Raw genomic sequence first — 17,156 nt, forward strand, 5'->3', positions numbered from 1 at the left:
GTATTCCATGTCTCTAATCATCAAGCTGAAATGGTTTATTAAACAACGATGGATCCATTATTTAATCGGCGTCTCGCTATTAATCATCGCTAATCTAGCGTTTCTGATCCCGCCCAGATTTATTGGCAAAACAATAGATCAAATTCGCAGCGAAACCTTTACGGCCGATAAGTTAAGCAATTCCGTTATTTTACTTGCAACGTTGTCTTGCAGTCTATATGTTATTATTTTCTTTTATCACTATTTGCTGTTTGGAAATGCGATTCAATTAGAGAAGTTGCTTAAAGGCCGCCTAATGAGACACCTGACCCAAATGACGCCTTCCTTTTTCCAGCGAAACCGCACGGGAGAATTAATGGCGCTTGTCAATAATGATATACCATTTATTGCAAACATCGCCGGTGGTGGTGTAATGACACTGGTGTTCACGTTTATCGGGACGGTTATCGTTTTTGTCGCAATGATTGTGTATGTTGATTATAAGTTAATGCTAGCATCGTTGCTGCCCCTGCCTCTACTGGCTTATACGGTAAGTAAGCTGGGCGTTGTCGTTCGAAGACGATTCAAGGATGTCCAGGAAGCCTTTGGTCATATGAATCAGCATGTGATTGAGTCGATTTCCGGTCTGCGCGTCCTTCGTTCCTATGTGCAAGAGCGAAAAGATATTGAGGCCTTTGAACGTGTAACAGACGATGTGATGAAGAAAAACATGAAGGCAGCTTTTACGAACACGTTGATTCAACCCGTTATTATGACTGTGGTTGGATTTAGTTATGTCATCGGCAACGGTTATGGCTCCTATCTCGTATTTCATAATCAGATTACGTTAGGTCAATTGATAACTTTTAACATGTTTTTGGGGTTAATCATTTGGCCTATGGTTTATTTCGGGGAATTCGTCAATATGCTCAAGCAAGGAAGCGCCTCATTAGAAAGGTTGGAGCAGTCTATGGAGCAGCAGCCGGATGTAGTGGACGCTAATGAGCTGGTACCGGTAAGCGTGCCGACAAGTATCGAGATGAAGCAATTAACGTTTCGTTACCCGGGGGCTTCCAGCGACAGCTTGAGAAACGTTTCCTTCCGCATTGAGCAGGGGCAGACGCTCGGGATTGTAGGTCGGACGGGAAGTGGAAAAAGTACGCTGTTAAAGCAATTGCTTAGACAATATATTATCGAGCCGCAGCGACTGTTTATTTCTGATGTACCGATCGAGCAGGTCGCTCTGGACCGGGTGCGCAGTTGGATCGGTTATGTACCGCAAGATCATTTATTATTGTCCAAGAGTATTCGGGATAATATTGCGATGGGCAATCCCGAAGCCACTGATGACGAGGTTCTACGCGCGATCGAGCTGTCCTGCCTGAAGGAAGATATCGAACAAATGAGCGAAGGCTGGGATACGATTATAGGCGAAAGCGGCATTATGCTGTCCGGCGGTCAAAAACAACGAATGGCCATTGCGCGGGCGTTGCTCATCAATCCTGAAATTTTGATTTTAGACGATGTCTTATCCGCAGTAGATGCAAAAACGGAAAGCCTAATCTTAAAAAACATTCGGCAGCAAACGGCCGGCAGAACAACATTTATTACGGCGCATCGACTGTCTGCGGTAAGTCACGCCCATTGGATTGTTGTGCTGGATCAAGGGCAGATCATTGAAGAAGGAACGCATGAGCAGTTGTTGTATCGCAATGGTTGGTATAAAGAGCAGTATGAACGCCAACAAATGGAGGCTTTGAGTGAAGGAAAGGAAGCGCTATGATGATAAAAAAACCTTCCGTCTTGCGAAGATTGACTAGCTATATTTTATTGTTCAGAAAAAAAATGATATTCGCTTTAATTATTTTGCTTATCGCTGTGGCGGCTCAGCTTAGCGGGCCTTATATTACTAAGATGGTTATCGACCGGCATATTAGCTCGATTGTCGAATTGGACTGGTACGAAGCTGGCAATGCAGAAGTGCCGGAAGGGACCAAATATGTAGATTTTCACGATAAAGCCTATATAAGAGCGGATTGGATCGCTACGGATCAGCTGAATCCCGAGTGGACGAAGGTGCAACTTAAACAACAGGATAATACACTTGTTATAACAGCTGCGAATGCTGCTGAAGAAATAAAGCTATCGTCTAATGATGTGGTTACATTCTATAAACATGATGTGAATCCTGTCATACAACTGATAGGACTCTATGCTAGCTTACTGATTGTCGGTGGCTACCTCAGTTTTGTAAGCGGATACATGATGCAATCTATAGCCTTGCGCGTTGTTCGTAAAATAAGGATAGATGCAATGAAGCATGTTCATCGGATACCCGTTCGCTACTTCGACAATACGCCTGTAGGACAGGTTGTCACAAGGATTACGAACGATACCGAATCGATCAAAGACTTGTTTATGAGCTTTATGAACAATTTCGTTGTTAACGGCGTAAACCTTGTTTGTATCTATACGCTTATGTTCATGCTGGACAAGACGTTGGCTGCACTCTGCTTAATATTCCTTCCGCTGTTCTTTGTTTTAATGAGGCTTCATTTCAAGTTTTCCAAGGGATATTTTCAAGTCATCAGAGAACGTTTGAGCCAAACGAATGCCATGATTAACGAATCTATTTTAGTCATGCCTATCATTAAAGCATTTCGTCGAGAGAAAGAACGTGTAGATGAATTCGAGAAGTTGACGCAGGACAGCTACGTTCATCAAATGAAACAGCTTCGGATTTCCAGCATTTTATCTCAAAATATAACGAACTTTATCGGGGCATTAGCTGTAGTTGCATTGCTGTGGTACTTTGGTAACGCTTCATTGCACACGGCTATCTCATTTGGCGTTTTATATGCGTTTGTTGATTATCTTGGACGGCTATTTGCTCCTATCAACGGTATTTTTGAACAGCTTACAAGTGTTCAGCGTTCGTTAGTATCCGCAGAACGCGTATTTAAGTTTATCGATGAAGACGGGATTGACATGGGAGCTGTTGAAGAGTTCGTCAGACCGGAGGGGCATGTCGCCTTCAATCATGTTTCCTTTGCTTATAAAGAGGAAGAGTACGTATTAAAGGACATTTCTTTCGAAGTGAAAAAAGGACAAACAATTGCAATTGTAGGGCATACAGGATCAGGCAAAAGCTCGATTATGAATTTGCTTTTAGGCTTCTATGAACCGAACAAAGGCTCGATTACGATCGATGGCCGGGATATTGCAAGCATGTCCAAGCAAGAGCTGCGGAAGCATATGGGTATTGTCCTTCAGGATCCTTTTTTATTCGCAGGCGATATTAAGTTTAACGTAAGTCTTTACAATGAAGGTATTGATCTTGAGAGAGTAAAACAAGTGATTCGGGAGGTGGGGGCTGAGGGTTTTGTGAATGGCCTGCCGAACAGTTACGACGAAGAGGTTATTGAACGAGGCAGCACGCTTTCTAACGGGCAGCGTCAACTAATCTCTTTTGCAAGGGCACTGGCTTTTAATCCGGCTATATTGTTATTGGATGAAGCGACAGCAAATATCGATAGTGAAACCGAAGCGATTATTCAAAAGGCACTAAAGGTTTTAGTTAAAAATAGAACGATGTTTATTATCGCGCACCGGCTTTCCACAATCCGTCAAGCGGACTGCATTCTGGTTATGCATAAGGGTGAGATTATAGAGAGAGGAAACCATGACGAACTGATGAGCTTGAATGGCAGATACGCCAATATGGTTAAGCTGCAGGAGAACTCCTTATCCTTGAACAAAAATTTCGAGTATGCAGTCCTTCCAAATTAATTCATATTTACGTGTGAGTCCCTTGAAGCCTTCAAGGGGTTTTTATCATATCGAAAAGGAATGATTTAAGATGACACCTAATACGATTCAATCGCGCTTATTCAAATCTTTCGATGAGCATAGTGAGCGGAACGCCCTAGAGTATCGAGGCCAAGTATTAAGCTATGCCGAGCTGGAGGAGAGGTCCAATGTAATCGCACATGCATTGCTGGCGAAAGGCTTGGAAAGAGGGACGTTTGTCAGTATTTTCATGCATGATAAAATTCAATTGATCTGCTCCGTTGTAGGGATAGTCAAATCCGGCTGCGTATTTATGCCTATAGATGTTACATATCCAAGAGAAAGAATTAAAGTTATGCTTTCGACCACCGAGACCAAATACATTCTAACAGATGACCCGCTGGCGTCCTTTTCCGATATTTATGAAGGCTGGACCGAGGAGCTTGACATTATTCATGTCGATACACAGGCTAATGAATTCAATGGCAAGGTAAGGCCAGAACAGTCTTACGGACCTAATGATAAAACGTATGTATTCTTTACTTCAGGCTCCACGGGTAACCCTAAAGCAGTAGTAGGACGGAACGAGAGTCTGCTGCACTTTATTGAATGGGAAATCGAAGAATTCGGTATTACACAAGACGCGAGAGTCAGCCAGTTCACTTCTCCATGCCACAATCCGCTGCTTAGAGATATCTTTGTCCCACTGTTGTCGGGCGGAGCCATATGCATACCTGAAAGTAAAGAAATGATGCTGGAAAGCAACAGTCTTATGGAATGGATCGAAAGCTCCAGGGTGTCCTTGATCCATTGTACGCCGAGTCTATTCAAGCTTATCAACGGGAAGTCGCTGACGAGCGATCGTTATCCACAGTTGCAGTACGTCTTGCTTGCAGGGGAGAGGAGCGTACCGAAAGATATTGTTAGCTGGTACGAAATCATGGATGAACGAGTCCAACTGGTGAGCTTGTACGGACAAACAGAAACGACATTAGCCAAAGTATTTCACCGCATTAAGCCTGAAGATGTAGTTAAACCCAATATACCAATCGGAAAGCCGATTTCTGGAGCAAGGGTAGCTATATTGAATGAGGATTTGCAGCTTTGTGCTCAAGGCGTTACTGGCGAAATCTATATTCGTACCCCGTATAGAAGCTTGGGCTATTACAATAATGATGAGTTGAATAAGGAAAGGTTTATTCCTAATCCGTTCAATAACGATCCGACAGATATTATTTATCGTACGGGTGATCTCGGTCGGGTATTGGAGGATGGAAACATTGAATTTCTTGGCCGGGTCGATCGCCAGATCAAAATCAGGGGCTTCCGGGTCGAACTGAATGAAGTAGAGAATACGCTATTGCTCCATCCTAAAGTTAAAGAAGCAGCCATTATTGCCAAACAAAACGATCAAGGAACTACGTATATTTGTGCCTATGTTGTACTGAATGTTCTTAATGGTGTGATTGAACCGCAAGAGCAGGTAAATCATGAATTCCGTCAGTTCATTGCATTGAAATTGCCTGACTATATGGTGCCACAATATTTTATTGCGATCGATCAACTGCCGATGAGTCTGAACGGGAAGCTTGACTATAAAGCACTCCCGGAACCGGAGCAGCAGCGCTATATTGCACCGGCAGACGAGATCGAAAGCAGATTGGCCGAGTTATGGTGCGAAATATTAGGGCTCAAGCAAGTTGGTAGAATGAACAGGTTTCTGGAAAGCGGAGGCCATTCTCTCAATGTCATTTCGTTAGTATACAAAGTATATCAAGAATATAATGTAGAGCTTCCGCTAGCCGAAATTTTTAAAAATATTACATTGGCGGAGCTTGCCGACTATATTAGAGGCGCCAATAGCAGCTCTGACAGCACCCATATTGAGCCTGCGGCAGAACGGGAATTTTACCCGCAATCATCCGCTCAGAGACGTATGTTCCTGTTGAACCAGCTTCAACGAAACACGACGTCTTATAACATTCCGGTTGTGCTGAGTCTGCAAGGAAAAGTCGACAAGCAGCGCTTGGAGAATGTGATCGGGGTCTTAGTGGACCGACACGAGTTGTTACGCACTACATTTGAAGTCCACAACAATGAAACGGTACAAAAAATTAATAACGATATTAAATTCACACTGAAAAGTACAACTGCGCACGCCGGGGAGATCGAGCAGCGAATCGAGCAATTTGTTCAGCCTTTTGATTTAAGTCTTGCTCCGCTATTCCGGGCAGAGCTGATTCAATTGGCCGAGGATCAATATATCCTGATGATAGATATGCATCATATTATTTCGGATGGCGTAACGGTTACAATCATGGTTCGTGAATTCATGGAGCTCTATCGGGGCAACCAGCTGTCCCCGCTGAATGTGCAATACAAAGATTATGCCGTGTGGCAGCAAGAACAAATGGGCACGGATTCGATAAATAAGCAGGAGCAGTATTGGCTGCAAGTGTTCGAGGGAGAAATTCCGGTACTGAAACTAGCGACCGATTACCCTCGACCGGAAGTACAAACGTTCGAAGGAAGCCGCTTGAGCTTTACGGCGGATGCCCGCATGGCACGGAAAGTGAAAGAAATTGCCGAGCGGACAGACAGTACGCTATATATGGTTCTGCTGGCGGCGTACAACATCATGCTCTCCAAATATTCCGGACAAAACGATATAGTAGTAGGGTCGCCTATTGCGGGAAGAGTTCATGCCGATGTCCTAAATATGACCGGCTTGTTTGTAAATACGCTTGCCATGAGAAATGCGCCTGAAGGAACTAAAACGTTCTTGTCCTTTTTGCAAGAGGTTAGGAAAGGTGCCTTGGCGGCCTATGAGAATCAGGCATATCCGTTCGAGGAGCTAGTCGAGAAGCTGCAAGTGAGAAGGGATATTAACCGAAATCCATTATTCGATACGATGTTTGTATTGCAGAATATGGAGATGGAGAAATTGCAACTGGACGAGCTGGATATTCAAGCTTATCCATTTGAATCGAAGATCGCCAAGTTTGATTTGACGCTGGAAGCAGTAGAGTTGGAAGAAGGAATCGAGTTCCAACTGGAATACAACACGAATCTATTTAAAGCGCAAACGATTACCAGAATGAGCGATCATTTTATTCACATTTTGGAGGCAATAACGCTCAAACCAGAGCAATCGCTGCGCGAAATCGAAATGATTACAGAGGAAGAAAAACGGCAAATCAGAGAAGCGTTCAATGCTACTAAGGCCGAGTTTCCGAAGGATAAAACGATTCAATCCCTATTCGAAGACCAGGTGTGCAACACACCGGATCGAATAGCGCTTGAACATAAAGGGAAGCAGCTGACTTATCAGGAGCTCAATGAGCGGGCCAACCAATTGGCTAGAACGCTGCGGTCCAGAGGTGTAAAACAAGATCAAATCGTAGCGATCATGATGGACAGATCGTTGGAAATGGTAATTAGCATTCTGGCCGTTCTTAAGGCGGGCGGGGCATACCTGCCTATCGATCCAAGCCTTCCGACAGATCGTATTCAATACATGCTGCGGGACTGCGGAACATCGATATTAATGACAGCAGCCAGCAAGCAAGGCAGCATCGATTTTACCGAGGAGTGGATAGATGTAGATGACGAGGCCTCTTTCCATTCCGACAATTCTAACTTGAGCAATAGTAATGATGCTGCTGATTTAGTCTATGTCATCTATACTTCAGGCTCGACGGGGAATCCAAAAGGAGTACTGATCGAAAACCGAGGGCTAGTCAATTATATTAGCTGGGCGCACAAAGAATATATCAGCAGTTCCTCCGAAGTGTTTGCGCTATATTCATCGATAGGGTTCGATCTTACCGTCACTTCTATTTTTACACCGTTAATAAGTGGCAACCAGATCGTTATTTATGAAGACGACGGAGAAGAGTTTATTCTGAATACGATTCTGCGGGACAACAAAGTTAACATTATCAAATTGACGCCTTCGCATTTGAAATTATTGAAGGATATGAAGCATGCCAATACTTCGGTTAGCAAGCTTATTGTCGGCGGCGAAGACCTAAAGGTTGATTTGGCGAAAAGTACCAACAAAGCGTTTAATAACCGTCTGAAAATATTCAATGAGTACGGACCAACCGAAACGGTCGTCGGATGCATGATTCACAAATATAATCAGTCGGAGGATACCGGTGTTTCCGTTCCGATAGGAAGACCAATCGATAATACCAGCATATACATTGTTGATTCTAACAATCACTTTATGCCGGTGGGAGCGATCGGCGAGATCTGCATATCGGGAGCCGGTGTTGCAAGAGGTTATTTGAACCGGCCGGAGCTTACAGCAGAGAAATTCGTGTCGAACAGCTATGCATCAGAAGGGGTTATGTATAAAACAGGCGACCTGGGAAGATGGCTTTCGGATGGAAGCATCGAATATTTGGGCCGAATCGATGATCAGGTCAAGATTAGAGGTTACCGTATTGAGTTTGGCGAGATCGAAGCTGCTCTGCAGAAGTACCCGGGAGTAAAGGAAGCAGCAGTCCTTGCACAAGAAGATTCGTCAGGGGATAAATCTTTGGTCGCTTATTTGGTATGCGAGGAAATCAATATAGCGGAAATCAGAAGCTTCCTCGGCAAAGAATTACCTGATTATATGATCCCGTCACACTATGTCCATCTGGAAGCCTTGCCGTTGACATCGAACGGCAAGCTCGACCAAAAGGCGTTATCAGGCTATTCCTATGTACCATTCAAAAGCGCCGATAAAGCAGAGCCTGTTAATGAGATGCAACAGATTATATTGGACATTTGGGAAAATATTTTGGATGCGCAAGGAATCGGAATAGATGACGACTTCTTTGAACTAGGCGGCAATTCACTGCTTGCATTTAAAGTGGAGATGGAATTGGAAGATCATATAGGAGATCTGATGGAGCAGGAAGATATTTCAATCTCTTATCTCATTTATAAATTAAAGACAATAAGGAAGCTGGAAGTGCATTTGACGGCACTACAAGAAAGTGAGCTTACCTTGAACCGCTAATAGGCAGCAATAGAGCGTAAGTGAAACAATCAGCGAGGAGTGAGCGAACTTGTCGAGTGTGAATTTGGATCATTTATATCCGCTGACGCATGCTCAAAAACGAATTTGGTATATCGAAAAAATATATCAAGGAACAGCCGTACACAATATTGGCGGGACTGTGCGCATAAAAGGGAAGATTGATCCAGGTATTCTCGAAAAAGCGATACATTGTTTTGTGCAAGGCCATGAAGGCTTAAGAATGCAGGTTACGGAAAGCGATGGGGAAGTGTATCAGAGGCTCAACGGATATGCAGGAACTAAAATCGATTTTTTCGATTTTAGTTCCCTGGATAACGCTTGCGATGAATATGACCGCTGGTTACGAAACAAAGTAAGCCAGCCATTTGTATTAACCAACACCCCATTATACTATTTTGCAATGTTAAAGTTCAGCGATAACGAATACGGATACTTTATAATGGCCCATCATATCGTATCTGACGGTTGGTCAATGGGGATTCTTATTGAACAGATATCAGACAATTATGCGAAATTGTCCAATAACGAATCCATTGCGATTAATCCAGACTTCTCCTATCTTGATTACATCGGATGGGAGAAGGATTACCTTGCTTCTAAAAGAATGGAAAAGGATAAAGGCTACTGGAAAAGCAAGTTTGCAAGTCTTCCCGATCATTTGGCGGCTGCTTCCGATGATCTTGCCGGCGCAAGAAAATCGTTCAAGCTTTCGGAAGAGCTAACTTTTGCCGTAAATCGTTTCTGTGCTGAGAATCAAGTGTCGTTAAACTCTTTTTTCTCCGGGGCCTATGCGCTATACATGTATAAATTGAACAATCAACAAGATATTATTATAGGGAATCCGGTATCCAACCGAGTCCACAGAAAATATAAAACCACCTTCGGCATGTTTACCAGTACGATGCCATTGCGTATAGGAATCGAAGAGAATACGACTTGTCGAGCCTTTATACAGAACGTCCATAAAGAGTTATTTCATTGCTTTCAGCATCAAAAGTATCCCTTCAATCAGCTAGTTAAGGATTTGGAGCTAAGTAAAAGGGGATATAGTGATTTATTTAACATCTGCGTCAACTTCTACAACACGAAACCAAATCGTAATATTGCAGGTTGCTCAGTAGAGCTCGAGGAATTTCATAATGGCGAGCAAATATACTCGTTACAATTCATCATTAAAGAATGGTCGGGCTCGGAACAAATCGAGTTTCATATCGACTATAAGAGCAAGGAATATCAGGAGCGTGAGATAGACAAGCTATACGGAAGAATGCTGCTCATGATCGAGCAGATCGTAGAACGTCCTTCTGAATATTTAAGCAAGCTAAGCATCATGACTCGCGTCGAACAACAGTTGATTCAACAAGTAAATGAGCGAGTAGCGCAATATACAATAAAAGATACGATCATCGGCTTGTTTGAGCAACAAGTCAATCAAACTCCGGATCATATTGCACTAAGCTTTGAAAACGAGAATGTCAGCTACAACGTTTTAAATGAAAAGGCTAATCAAATAGCTAATCTTCTTGTATCAAAGGGCGCCAAGCCCAATAGCATTATCGGCGTCATGTGCTATCATTCCGTCGAAGTTGTTGCGGCTATATTAGGTATATTGAAAATCGGGGCAGCCTATCTGCCCCTCAATGAAGATTATCCGATTGAACGAATGAATTACATTTTTGAGGACTCGCAAACGAGCTTTATATTGACTAACGTAACCCCGCAGGAACATATCAAATTCAAAGGTACGTATATTCGTCTGCTGCAAAATGATGAGATCGCACGTAGCAGCACGGTATTTCAATCCGTACAATCTTCCTTAGAGGATTTGGTCTATGTCATTTATACGTCGGGCTCAACGGGCAATCCTAAAGGCGTTCAAATCGAGAACAAAGGATTAGTCAATTATATTAGCTGGGCCAGCGAACAATATATCAGCAGTTCTGATGAAACGTTCGCGCTATATTCGTCGTTAGGCTTCGATCTTACGGTAACCTCTATTTTCACCCCATTGATAACAGGGAATTCTATCATTATCTATAAAGACGATGGAGATGAATTCGTACTTTATAAGGTAATGCGTGAGAACAGGGCTAATATCGTAAAACTGACGCCAGCTCACCTAAGGCTGCTGAAGGACACGGGCATAAAGAACACGTCCATTAAAAAGCTTATAGTAGGCGGCGAAGATTTAAAGGCTGAGCTAGCAAGAGATATTACCGAATTATTCAATAATAAAGTCGATATATTTAATGAATATGGTCCTACGGAAGCAACGGTAGGATGCATGATTTACAAGTTTGACAAGCTAAATGATACTGTGGGTTCAGTTCCAATTGGCGTGCCTATCGATAATTCGCAACTCTATATTCTGGATGCGAATCTTAATCCCGTGCCCGTAGGTACTGAAGGGGAATTATTCATTGCGGGAGAAGGGCTTGCAAGGGGGTACCTGAATCGGCCGGACACGACTTCGAGAAGCTTCCTTGATAATCCCTTCTCGAAGGGAACGCGTTTATATCGATCGGGAGACGCAGCTAGACTCAATGAATCGGGCATTATGGAATACTTGGGTCGGATCGACCAGCAAGTTAAGATAAAAGGCTTCCGCATTGAGCTAGGAGACATCGAGTCAAATATAAGATCACATAGCTCCGTTAATGATGCCGTTGTAATAGATTGGGAAGATAGCATGGGCTCCAAAGCATTGTATGCGTTTATTGTTCCAGACAGCAATTTCAGCGAACGGCGCTTACGCGAGGAATTGGCCCGACTATTACCAGCGTATATGATACCTTCATATTATTATGCTGTCGATCAGATACCATTAAGTATTAATGGGAAAGTTGATAAAAAGGCATTGATCGAGTATATGAGCTTATCCAATCGAATGGAATCGCAATATGAAGAAGATCTGTCATTGACGGAAACTGAACATAAAATTTTGCATATTTATCGGGATATTTTAGGCAGGCCGAATCTTGAATTGGACGATGATTTTTTAGTGTTTGGCGGAGATTCGATTAAAGCGATCCAAATCGCCAATCGTCTTGAGCAGATCGGGCTGAAAATCAAAGTCAAGGATATTCTTAATGTGCCCGTCATTAGAAACCAGATCGATAGAATGGATGATGCGGCGGAGGGCGCCATCATACAGCAAACATCCCATCATGGTGTGATTAAGCCCACTCCAATCTATCAGTGGTTCTTTAATAAACAATTGACGAATCGCGAGCACTGGAATCAGTCCGTCCTGTTAACGTTAAATGTTGATCTAAGCAATGAACAATGGAATAAACTATTATTTACCTTAATTGTTCATCACGATACGTTGAGAATCAACCTGAATGATGAAGGAAGTATGATCTACAATGATGCTTATCTGGAGGACCGTGCATTTGCAATTTCAAGCTTTGATCTAACGGAATTATCAATAGAAGAGCAGCAAAACAGCATAGCGACGATAGGCAATAAGCTGAAATCCTCCTTCAACCTGCAGTCTGGGCTGCTGTTCAAAGCAGGTATTATTCAAATGGGCGGCAAACAAAAGGATGTCCTGCTTTTAACCGCCCATCATCTGCTGGTGGATGGCATATCGTGGAGAATCATTCTGGAGGATATTCATACATTGATCGGCCAGACGATTGCCCAAGAGCAGCTGAAATTACCTTCCAAAACAAGCTCAATGCAGAATTGGTCAGAGAAGCTGTATGAGTATGGCATGACCTCGTTCAAGGAAATGAAATATTGGGACAAAATTGAGAACAGCTCATTTGAATTTCAGGTGGATCATAATGGTGGAGTAAATACGTATGGGAACCTTGCAAAACATATCATTAAATTAGATGAAGCTGAAACGGAATTCCTTCTGGGTAAGGCTAATCAAATCTACGGAACCGACCCTGGCGACTTGTTGATTATTGCATTGGCATTTGCATTACAACAACATACGAACCAGAACGAAATATTGCTAGAGGCTGAGAGTCACGGAAGAGAGCACATTGATGAGGCTGTAAATGTCTCAAGAACAGTCGGATGGTTTACTAGCCTATATCCAATACGGTTAGTTATGGAACAAAAGAATCTATCCGATCAAATCAAATCGCTCAAACAACAATTGCATGAGGTTCCTCACAAAGGCATTGGTTATGGAATCAATAAGTATATTCTCCGAAAACTTCCGATTGCGGAGAAGAAGAGAATAAGGTTCAATTATCTCGGAGAACTGGACAATATACAATCTCATCACTATTTCTTGCTCTCGGACGAACCATCGGGCGATGAGATAAGCAGAAACAATGATGTCGATTTCCTGATTGATATTATAGCCTTTGTTAAGAATAAAGAAGCATCTATTATTGTTCAGTATAGTACGGACTGGTTGAAAGAAAGTACTGTAACTCAGCTTATGGATGGTTATATGTCGCATATTCGTTCTCTGCTCGATCATTGCTTGAACAAAGAAGACCGCGAATTTACACCTTCGGACTTTGATCTTGTTGACGTGTCTCTAATGGAGCTTGATCAATTATTTAAATAGGAAGTAACAGTAATTGCCTCTGGAATGCAAAAGTGAGGCAATTACTGTTTTTAACCGGAAGTTAGGATCTAACTCTTCATGATAAAATTAGTTGTAAATGGTAAAAAAAGGTATTATACGGATAATATTATATTGCCAATAAAATAAGTCGCGGCTATCGAAGGGGTAACTTCATAGTGCATTTCAATTATCGATTTTGGGGTGCAAGAAGGAAACACGAAACTGTTTTTCTACTAATTAATTACAGTTGGTTTCCGAGAAAGGGTATTATGATTACCCGGTAACATTCTATTTACCTGACTATCAGGGGGATAATTGGAGTATCTTGACCCCATGGTTCGATTATAATGTTGTGACAAGAAATTTTCTGATAAAAAACTCTATTGATATTCAGACACTGATTGAGCAAGCTTTGTTTAATAAACAGTACATTTATTTATATGTGAATGAGAAATTTATTCCAGGAGCTTCACCTGAAGCAGAGGGCAGAGACTATATAATCATCGGATTTTATTGCACGGATATATATAACGGACGAACGGAAGAAGTGTCCTTTTTAGGATATGACAACAAAAGAAACTTTAACGAAAGAACAATTAGATTCGAAATGTAAAGGGCATATTATCCACAATGCATTAGAAGGACTACTTGAGTCGGATGGGATTTGTTGCAAGAGGTGCAATGGGACTTTAGGAGAAAAAGCAGAAGCAAGTTTTACTAAGTTGTGTGCTCCAATAACAGAAAGTATGAATATTAAACACGAAATCGGAATGTGGATAACACAGTCCTGTGGATAAGTGGTATTTACATCCAAATTTTGGTATGTATCAGTAGCTTGAGCCGGTATTGCATATCACAAACACAGGTTGTGAAGATTTCACCTCAATTCTAGAAAACCCAAAGAAGCCCTTTCTTTTACAGGGGAATGCTGTGCTTAGGTTTCGATATTGAGGAATATCCTGAGCATCTCTCTTCAATTGAAAAATTAAATTTCAAGAGAACATGTGCGGTTCAATGTGACAACTGCGGAAAAGTTATCGACAAGCAGGAATATGATACTTGACGACTAGATACCAAACCATGCAGGTGTCAGTACTACTGGTTTCTTCTGTGAAAAGAAGTGGCTAATTAATCGGATTTCGTGTTGCCATCGGTTTTACTGTTATATTCAATTTTGGAGCAGTTTTTGTAATGTTCCTCGATTTCATTTGTTAGACGGATATAAAAAATGATGTTGAAATAAATGCAAATCTACTGGTTTAGGCGAGTTTTTTATTTTGGATCAAGAAATCCCAAACTCCGAATTACTTGATAACAATATATCCTTTATTATTCCAGATTCCAGTGAACGCTTGGATAATATTTCATGTGAGGGTCAAAGAATATTCGTGAACTGACGAATCGAACCTGGTCCAATTCCATGGAAGAACGAATGAATCGACTAAACCAGTATATGATGGGGTGGATCGGCTATTTCCATCTGGCGTTAGCGAAGAAGTATGTCCAAACGCTAGACCAGTGGATTCGGAGAAGACTGCGAATGTGTCTGTGGAAACAATGGAAACGAGTACGCACACGAATCCGCGAACTTCGGGCGCTTGGGGTTCCAGAGTGGGCTTGTTTTAGAATGGCTAACTCGCGGCGAGACGCATGGGAAATGTCCCGGAACACGAATAATGCCCTTCCCCTTCCTACTGGGAAGCGAAAGGGCTGAAAAGCTTGCTCTCACGTTATCTGGAACTTTGTTAACCTTTTGGAACCGCCGTACCAAACAAACCTTTGGTATAGCTTGGTAAACTAGAGATCCATTCCTGTAGTTGACAAAAAACATCTGTTTTGTTCTTCTTAGTTATGGCCTCTGACATTTCAAGAAATAAACTCATGAGTTGCTGAAACGCGGTCTGGAAGTCTAGATCGCGGACCTCATCAGCAAAGAGAAAAAAGAGTCTCTCCATATTTCATTGCCCCTGCGTTGTACATTCTTTACTCGAAGGCCTGCAACTGTTGGTGGAGGTTTTGGAATGTTGTATGCAGATATCATACTTCGTATACTTCATATATGTTATTTATTGTTCTTTTTTTAATTGCTTTCTGAATTTTCTCATACGTTTCTTTTGATGTGTTTCCATTAAGTCCGAGTGGGGTATCCACAACCGGAATCACAACATCAATACCGAGTCCTTCACCAACCTTCTTTCGATATTCCTCATAACTTGTGTGTTTAATCAATTCGTAAAAATTTTTTTGAGAACTATGTGTTGATTCAAATATAAAAGTATCCGTTTTGGTTTCTCGAAGAATAGCAGGGCATTATGAGTAATCGCACTCTGACACTTTTTCACCCTTACCTAATGATTTTTTAATGTAGCGTTCAATGTCACAAATTATATATACATGGATTTTTCTGTTTGTTATAAAGTATTGGGCCCATGATTTTGACACGCCTAGGAACAGACTGTTGCTACACGATGTCAAGACAGTGAATTTTATTTCTTCAAGGTGTGAAAATAATTACAAAACAAGCACCCACTGAGAAACAGGTGGTGGTCAAAGCCCAAGCGAAGGCGTGGGAGGGGAACGAAGTTCCCTCAATTACTCACTTGTGGATAAGAACAGAACCTGACGATTATACACCGCTGCATGTGTAAAGTCCTTCAGGGATTGTGCGGAAAGTAGTGATTGTCAAAGTGGATGTATTGCCCCCTGCTGTTTCTCGCGAGGACTACTGTACTCAAACGCTCGCTTCATCATCTCCAGAACGAAGCCGATCTCCAAGCTTTGGCCAACTGCCAGTCCATCGATATAGGGAGAATAGCAGGCCGTGACGGTGTAGAGAAACTCCAGCCCTGAGTCATACGGATATAGGTAATATCCACACTCCAAGACCTGATTGGGCGTAGTGATGGGTAACTTCGGCAGTAGGTTGGGAAAGACGCGGTGCTGCAGGTCGCGTTTGCTGAGATTCGGTCCAGGATAGACCACCATGATGACCATTTCCCGCATATACATTATGGGGCGATCAATAACTGTCAAAGAAATTGTAGAAGGAGTTTCCAATATTTTTTATATGTAACTTTCTGATGGTTCCACACTTTCTTGTTTCTGTGTTTATCACTTGCCGCTTTAAACCCAATAAAATCCATTCCACAGTTTTATTTCATCTGACATTTTTGTCTGATGATAAAAATGTGTGGAACCAGTGAAAAAAGCCTGGAACTAGCCATTTTACAAACATCAATAAAGATCCCGATGATATATCGGGATCTTTATTAGCTTAGGAGGGCAATTATGTCTACAATAGGCCAACGAATTCGAACTATTAGAAAAACAAACAACTTAAATCAAATAAAGTTTGCAAATATAATTGGAATTTCTCAAGGAACGTTGAGTGAGCTGGAGCAAGATAAATACAGACCCTCTCTTGATATAATTATAGCAATTAAAGAAAACTTCAATTCCCATATAGAGTGGTTAATCTTTGGAGATACGCCTATATCAAAGAACACTATTTTTAATTTAGCCATTGAAGCTCAGGAATTAGAACTTATTTCTTTGTTTCGGGGACTTACTAAAGAAGATAGAGATGAAATTATTGATTTTATAAAACTGAAGATTGTTCGATACTAATCTTTCAGGGGAGTTCCTTAATAATATGTCTTAGAAATACTCATTTAAATTTTGGTATATAAAAGTCACGAATTATCCGCATACCGATTAGATTCAAATCTTCTTGTTCTAATACCTGCCCATTTAATTCAATTCGAAAACCAGAATTTAGAAATGTTAAAAAATCAAAGAATTTTTTGATTTTCTCGT

Annotated in this window: 5 protein-coding genes and 2 pseudogenes; 6 read left to right on the forward strand and 1 reads right to left on the reverse strand. The window is 41.7% G+C overall.

Going from position 1 to position 17,156, the window contains the following annotated elements; all coding sequences use genetic code 11:
• Nucleotides 1-7 precede the first annotated feature (7 nt).
• The 5 genes and pseudogenes from ACXHJ1_RS10250 to ACXHJ1_RS10270 all read left to right on the forward strand — a co-directional run.
• The gene (locus ACXHJ1_RS10250) at nt 8-1,762 is read left to right on the forward strand and encodes an ABC transporter ATP-binding protein (protein WP_107735212.1); all 1,755 of its coding nucleotides are present in this window, start codon (nt 8-10) and stop codon (nt 1,760-1,762) included.
• Complete coding sequence (locus tag ACXHJ1_RS10255) at nt 1,759-3,768, forward strand: ABC transporter ATP-binding protein (RefSeq protein ID WP_457906020.1); 2,010 nt, start codon at nt 1,759-1,761, stop codon at nt 3,766-3,768. Before ACXHJ1_RS10250 ends, ACXHJ1_RS10255 begins: the two co-directional genes overlap by 4 nt.
• A gap of 70 nt (nt 3,769-3,838) precedes the next feature.
• Nucleotides 3,839-8,782, forward strand: a complete 4,944-nt coding sequence (locus ACXHJ1_RS10260; protein WP_457906021.1) for an amino acid adenylation domain-containing protein — start codon at nt 3,839-3,841, stop codon at nt 8,780-8,782.
• Nucleotides 8,783-8,840: 58 nt separating this feature from the next.
• On the forward strand, nt 8,841-13,340 hold the full coding sequence (locus ACXHJ1_RS10265; RefSeq protein WP_457906179.1) for an amino acid adenylation domain-containing protein: 4,500 nt from the start codon (nt 8,841-8,843) through the stop codon (nt 13,338-13,340).
• Nucleotides 13,341-14,718: 1,378 nt separating this feature from the next.
• Nucleotides 14,719-15,089 (forward strand): annotated as a pseudogene (locus tag ACXHJ1_RS10270) (group II intron maturase-specific domain-containing protein); the annotation flags it as partial.
• Here the strand turns inward: ACXHJ1_RS10270 and ACXHJ1_RS10275 are convergent.
• Nucleotides 15,086-15,286: pseudogene (locus tag ACXHJ1_RS10275) on the reverse strand (IS4 family transposase); the annotation flags it as partial. The pseudogenes ACXHJ1_RS10270 and ACXHJ1_RS10275 overlap by 4 nt on opposite strands.
• A gap of 1,342 nt (nt 15,287-16,628) precedes the next feature.
• On the opposite strand from ACXHJ1_RS10275, the gene ACXHJ1_RS10280 reads away from it, so the two are divergent.
• Complete coding sequence (locus ACXHJ1_RS10280) at nt 16,629-16,967, forward strand: helix-turn-helix domain-containing protein (RefSeq protein ID WP_094153704.1); 339 nt, start codon at nt 16,629-16,631, stop codon at nt 16,965-16,967.
• Nucleotides 16,968-17,156: the final 189 nt, after the last annotated feature.

It is taken from the genome of Paenibacillus sp. ALE2, assembly GCF_054113385.1.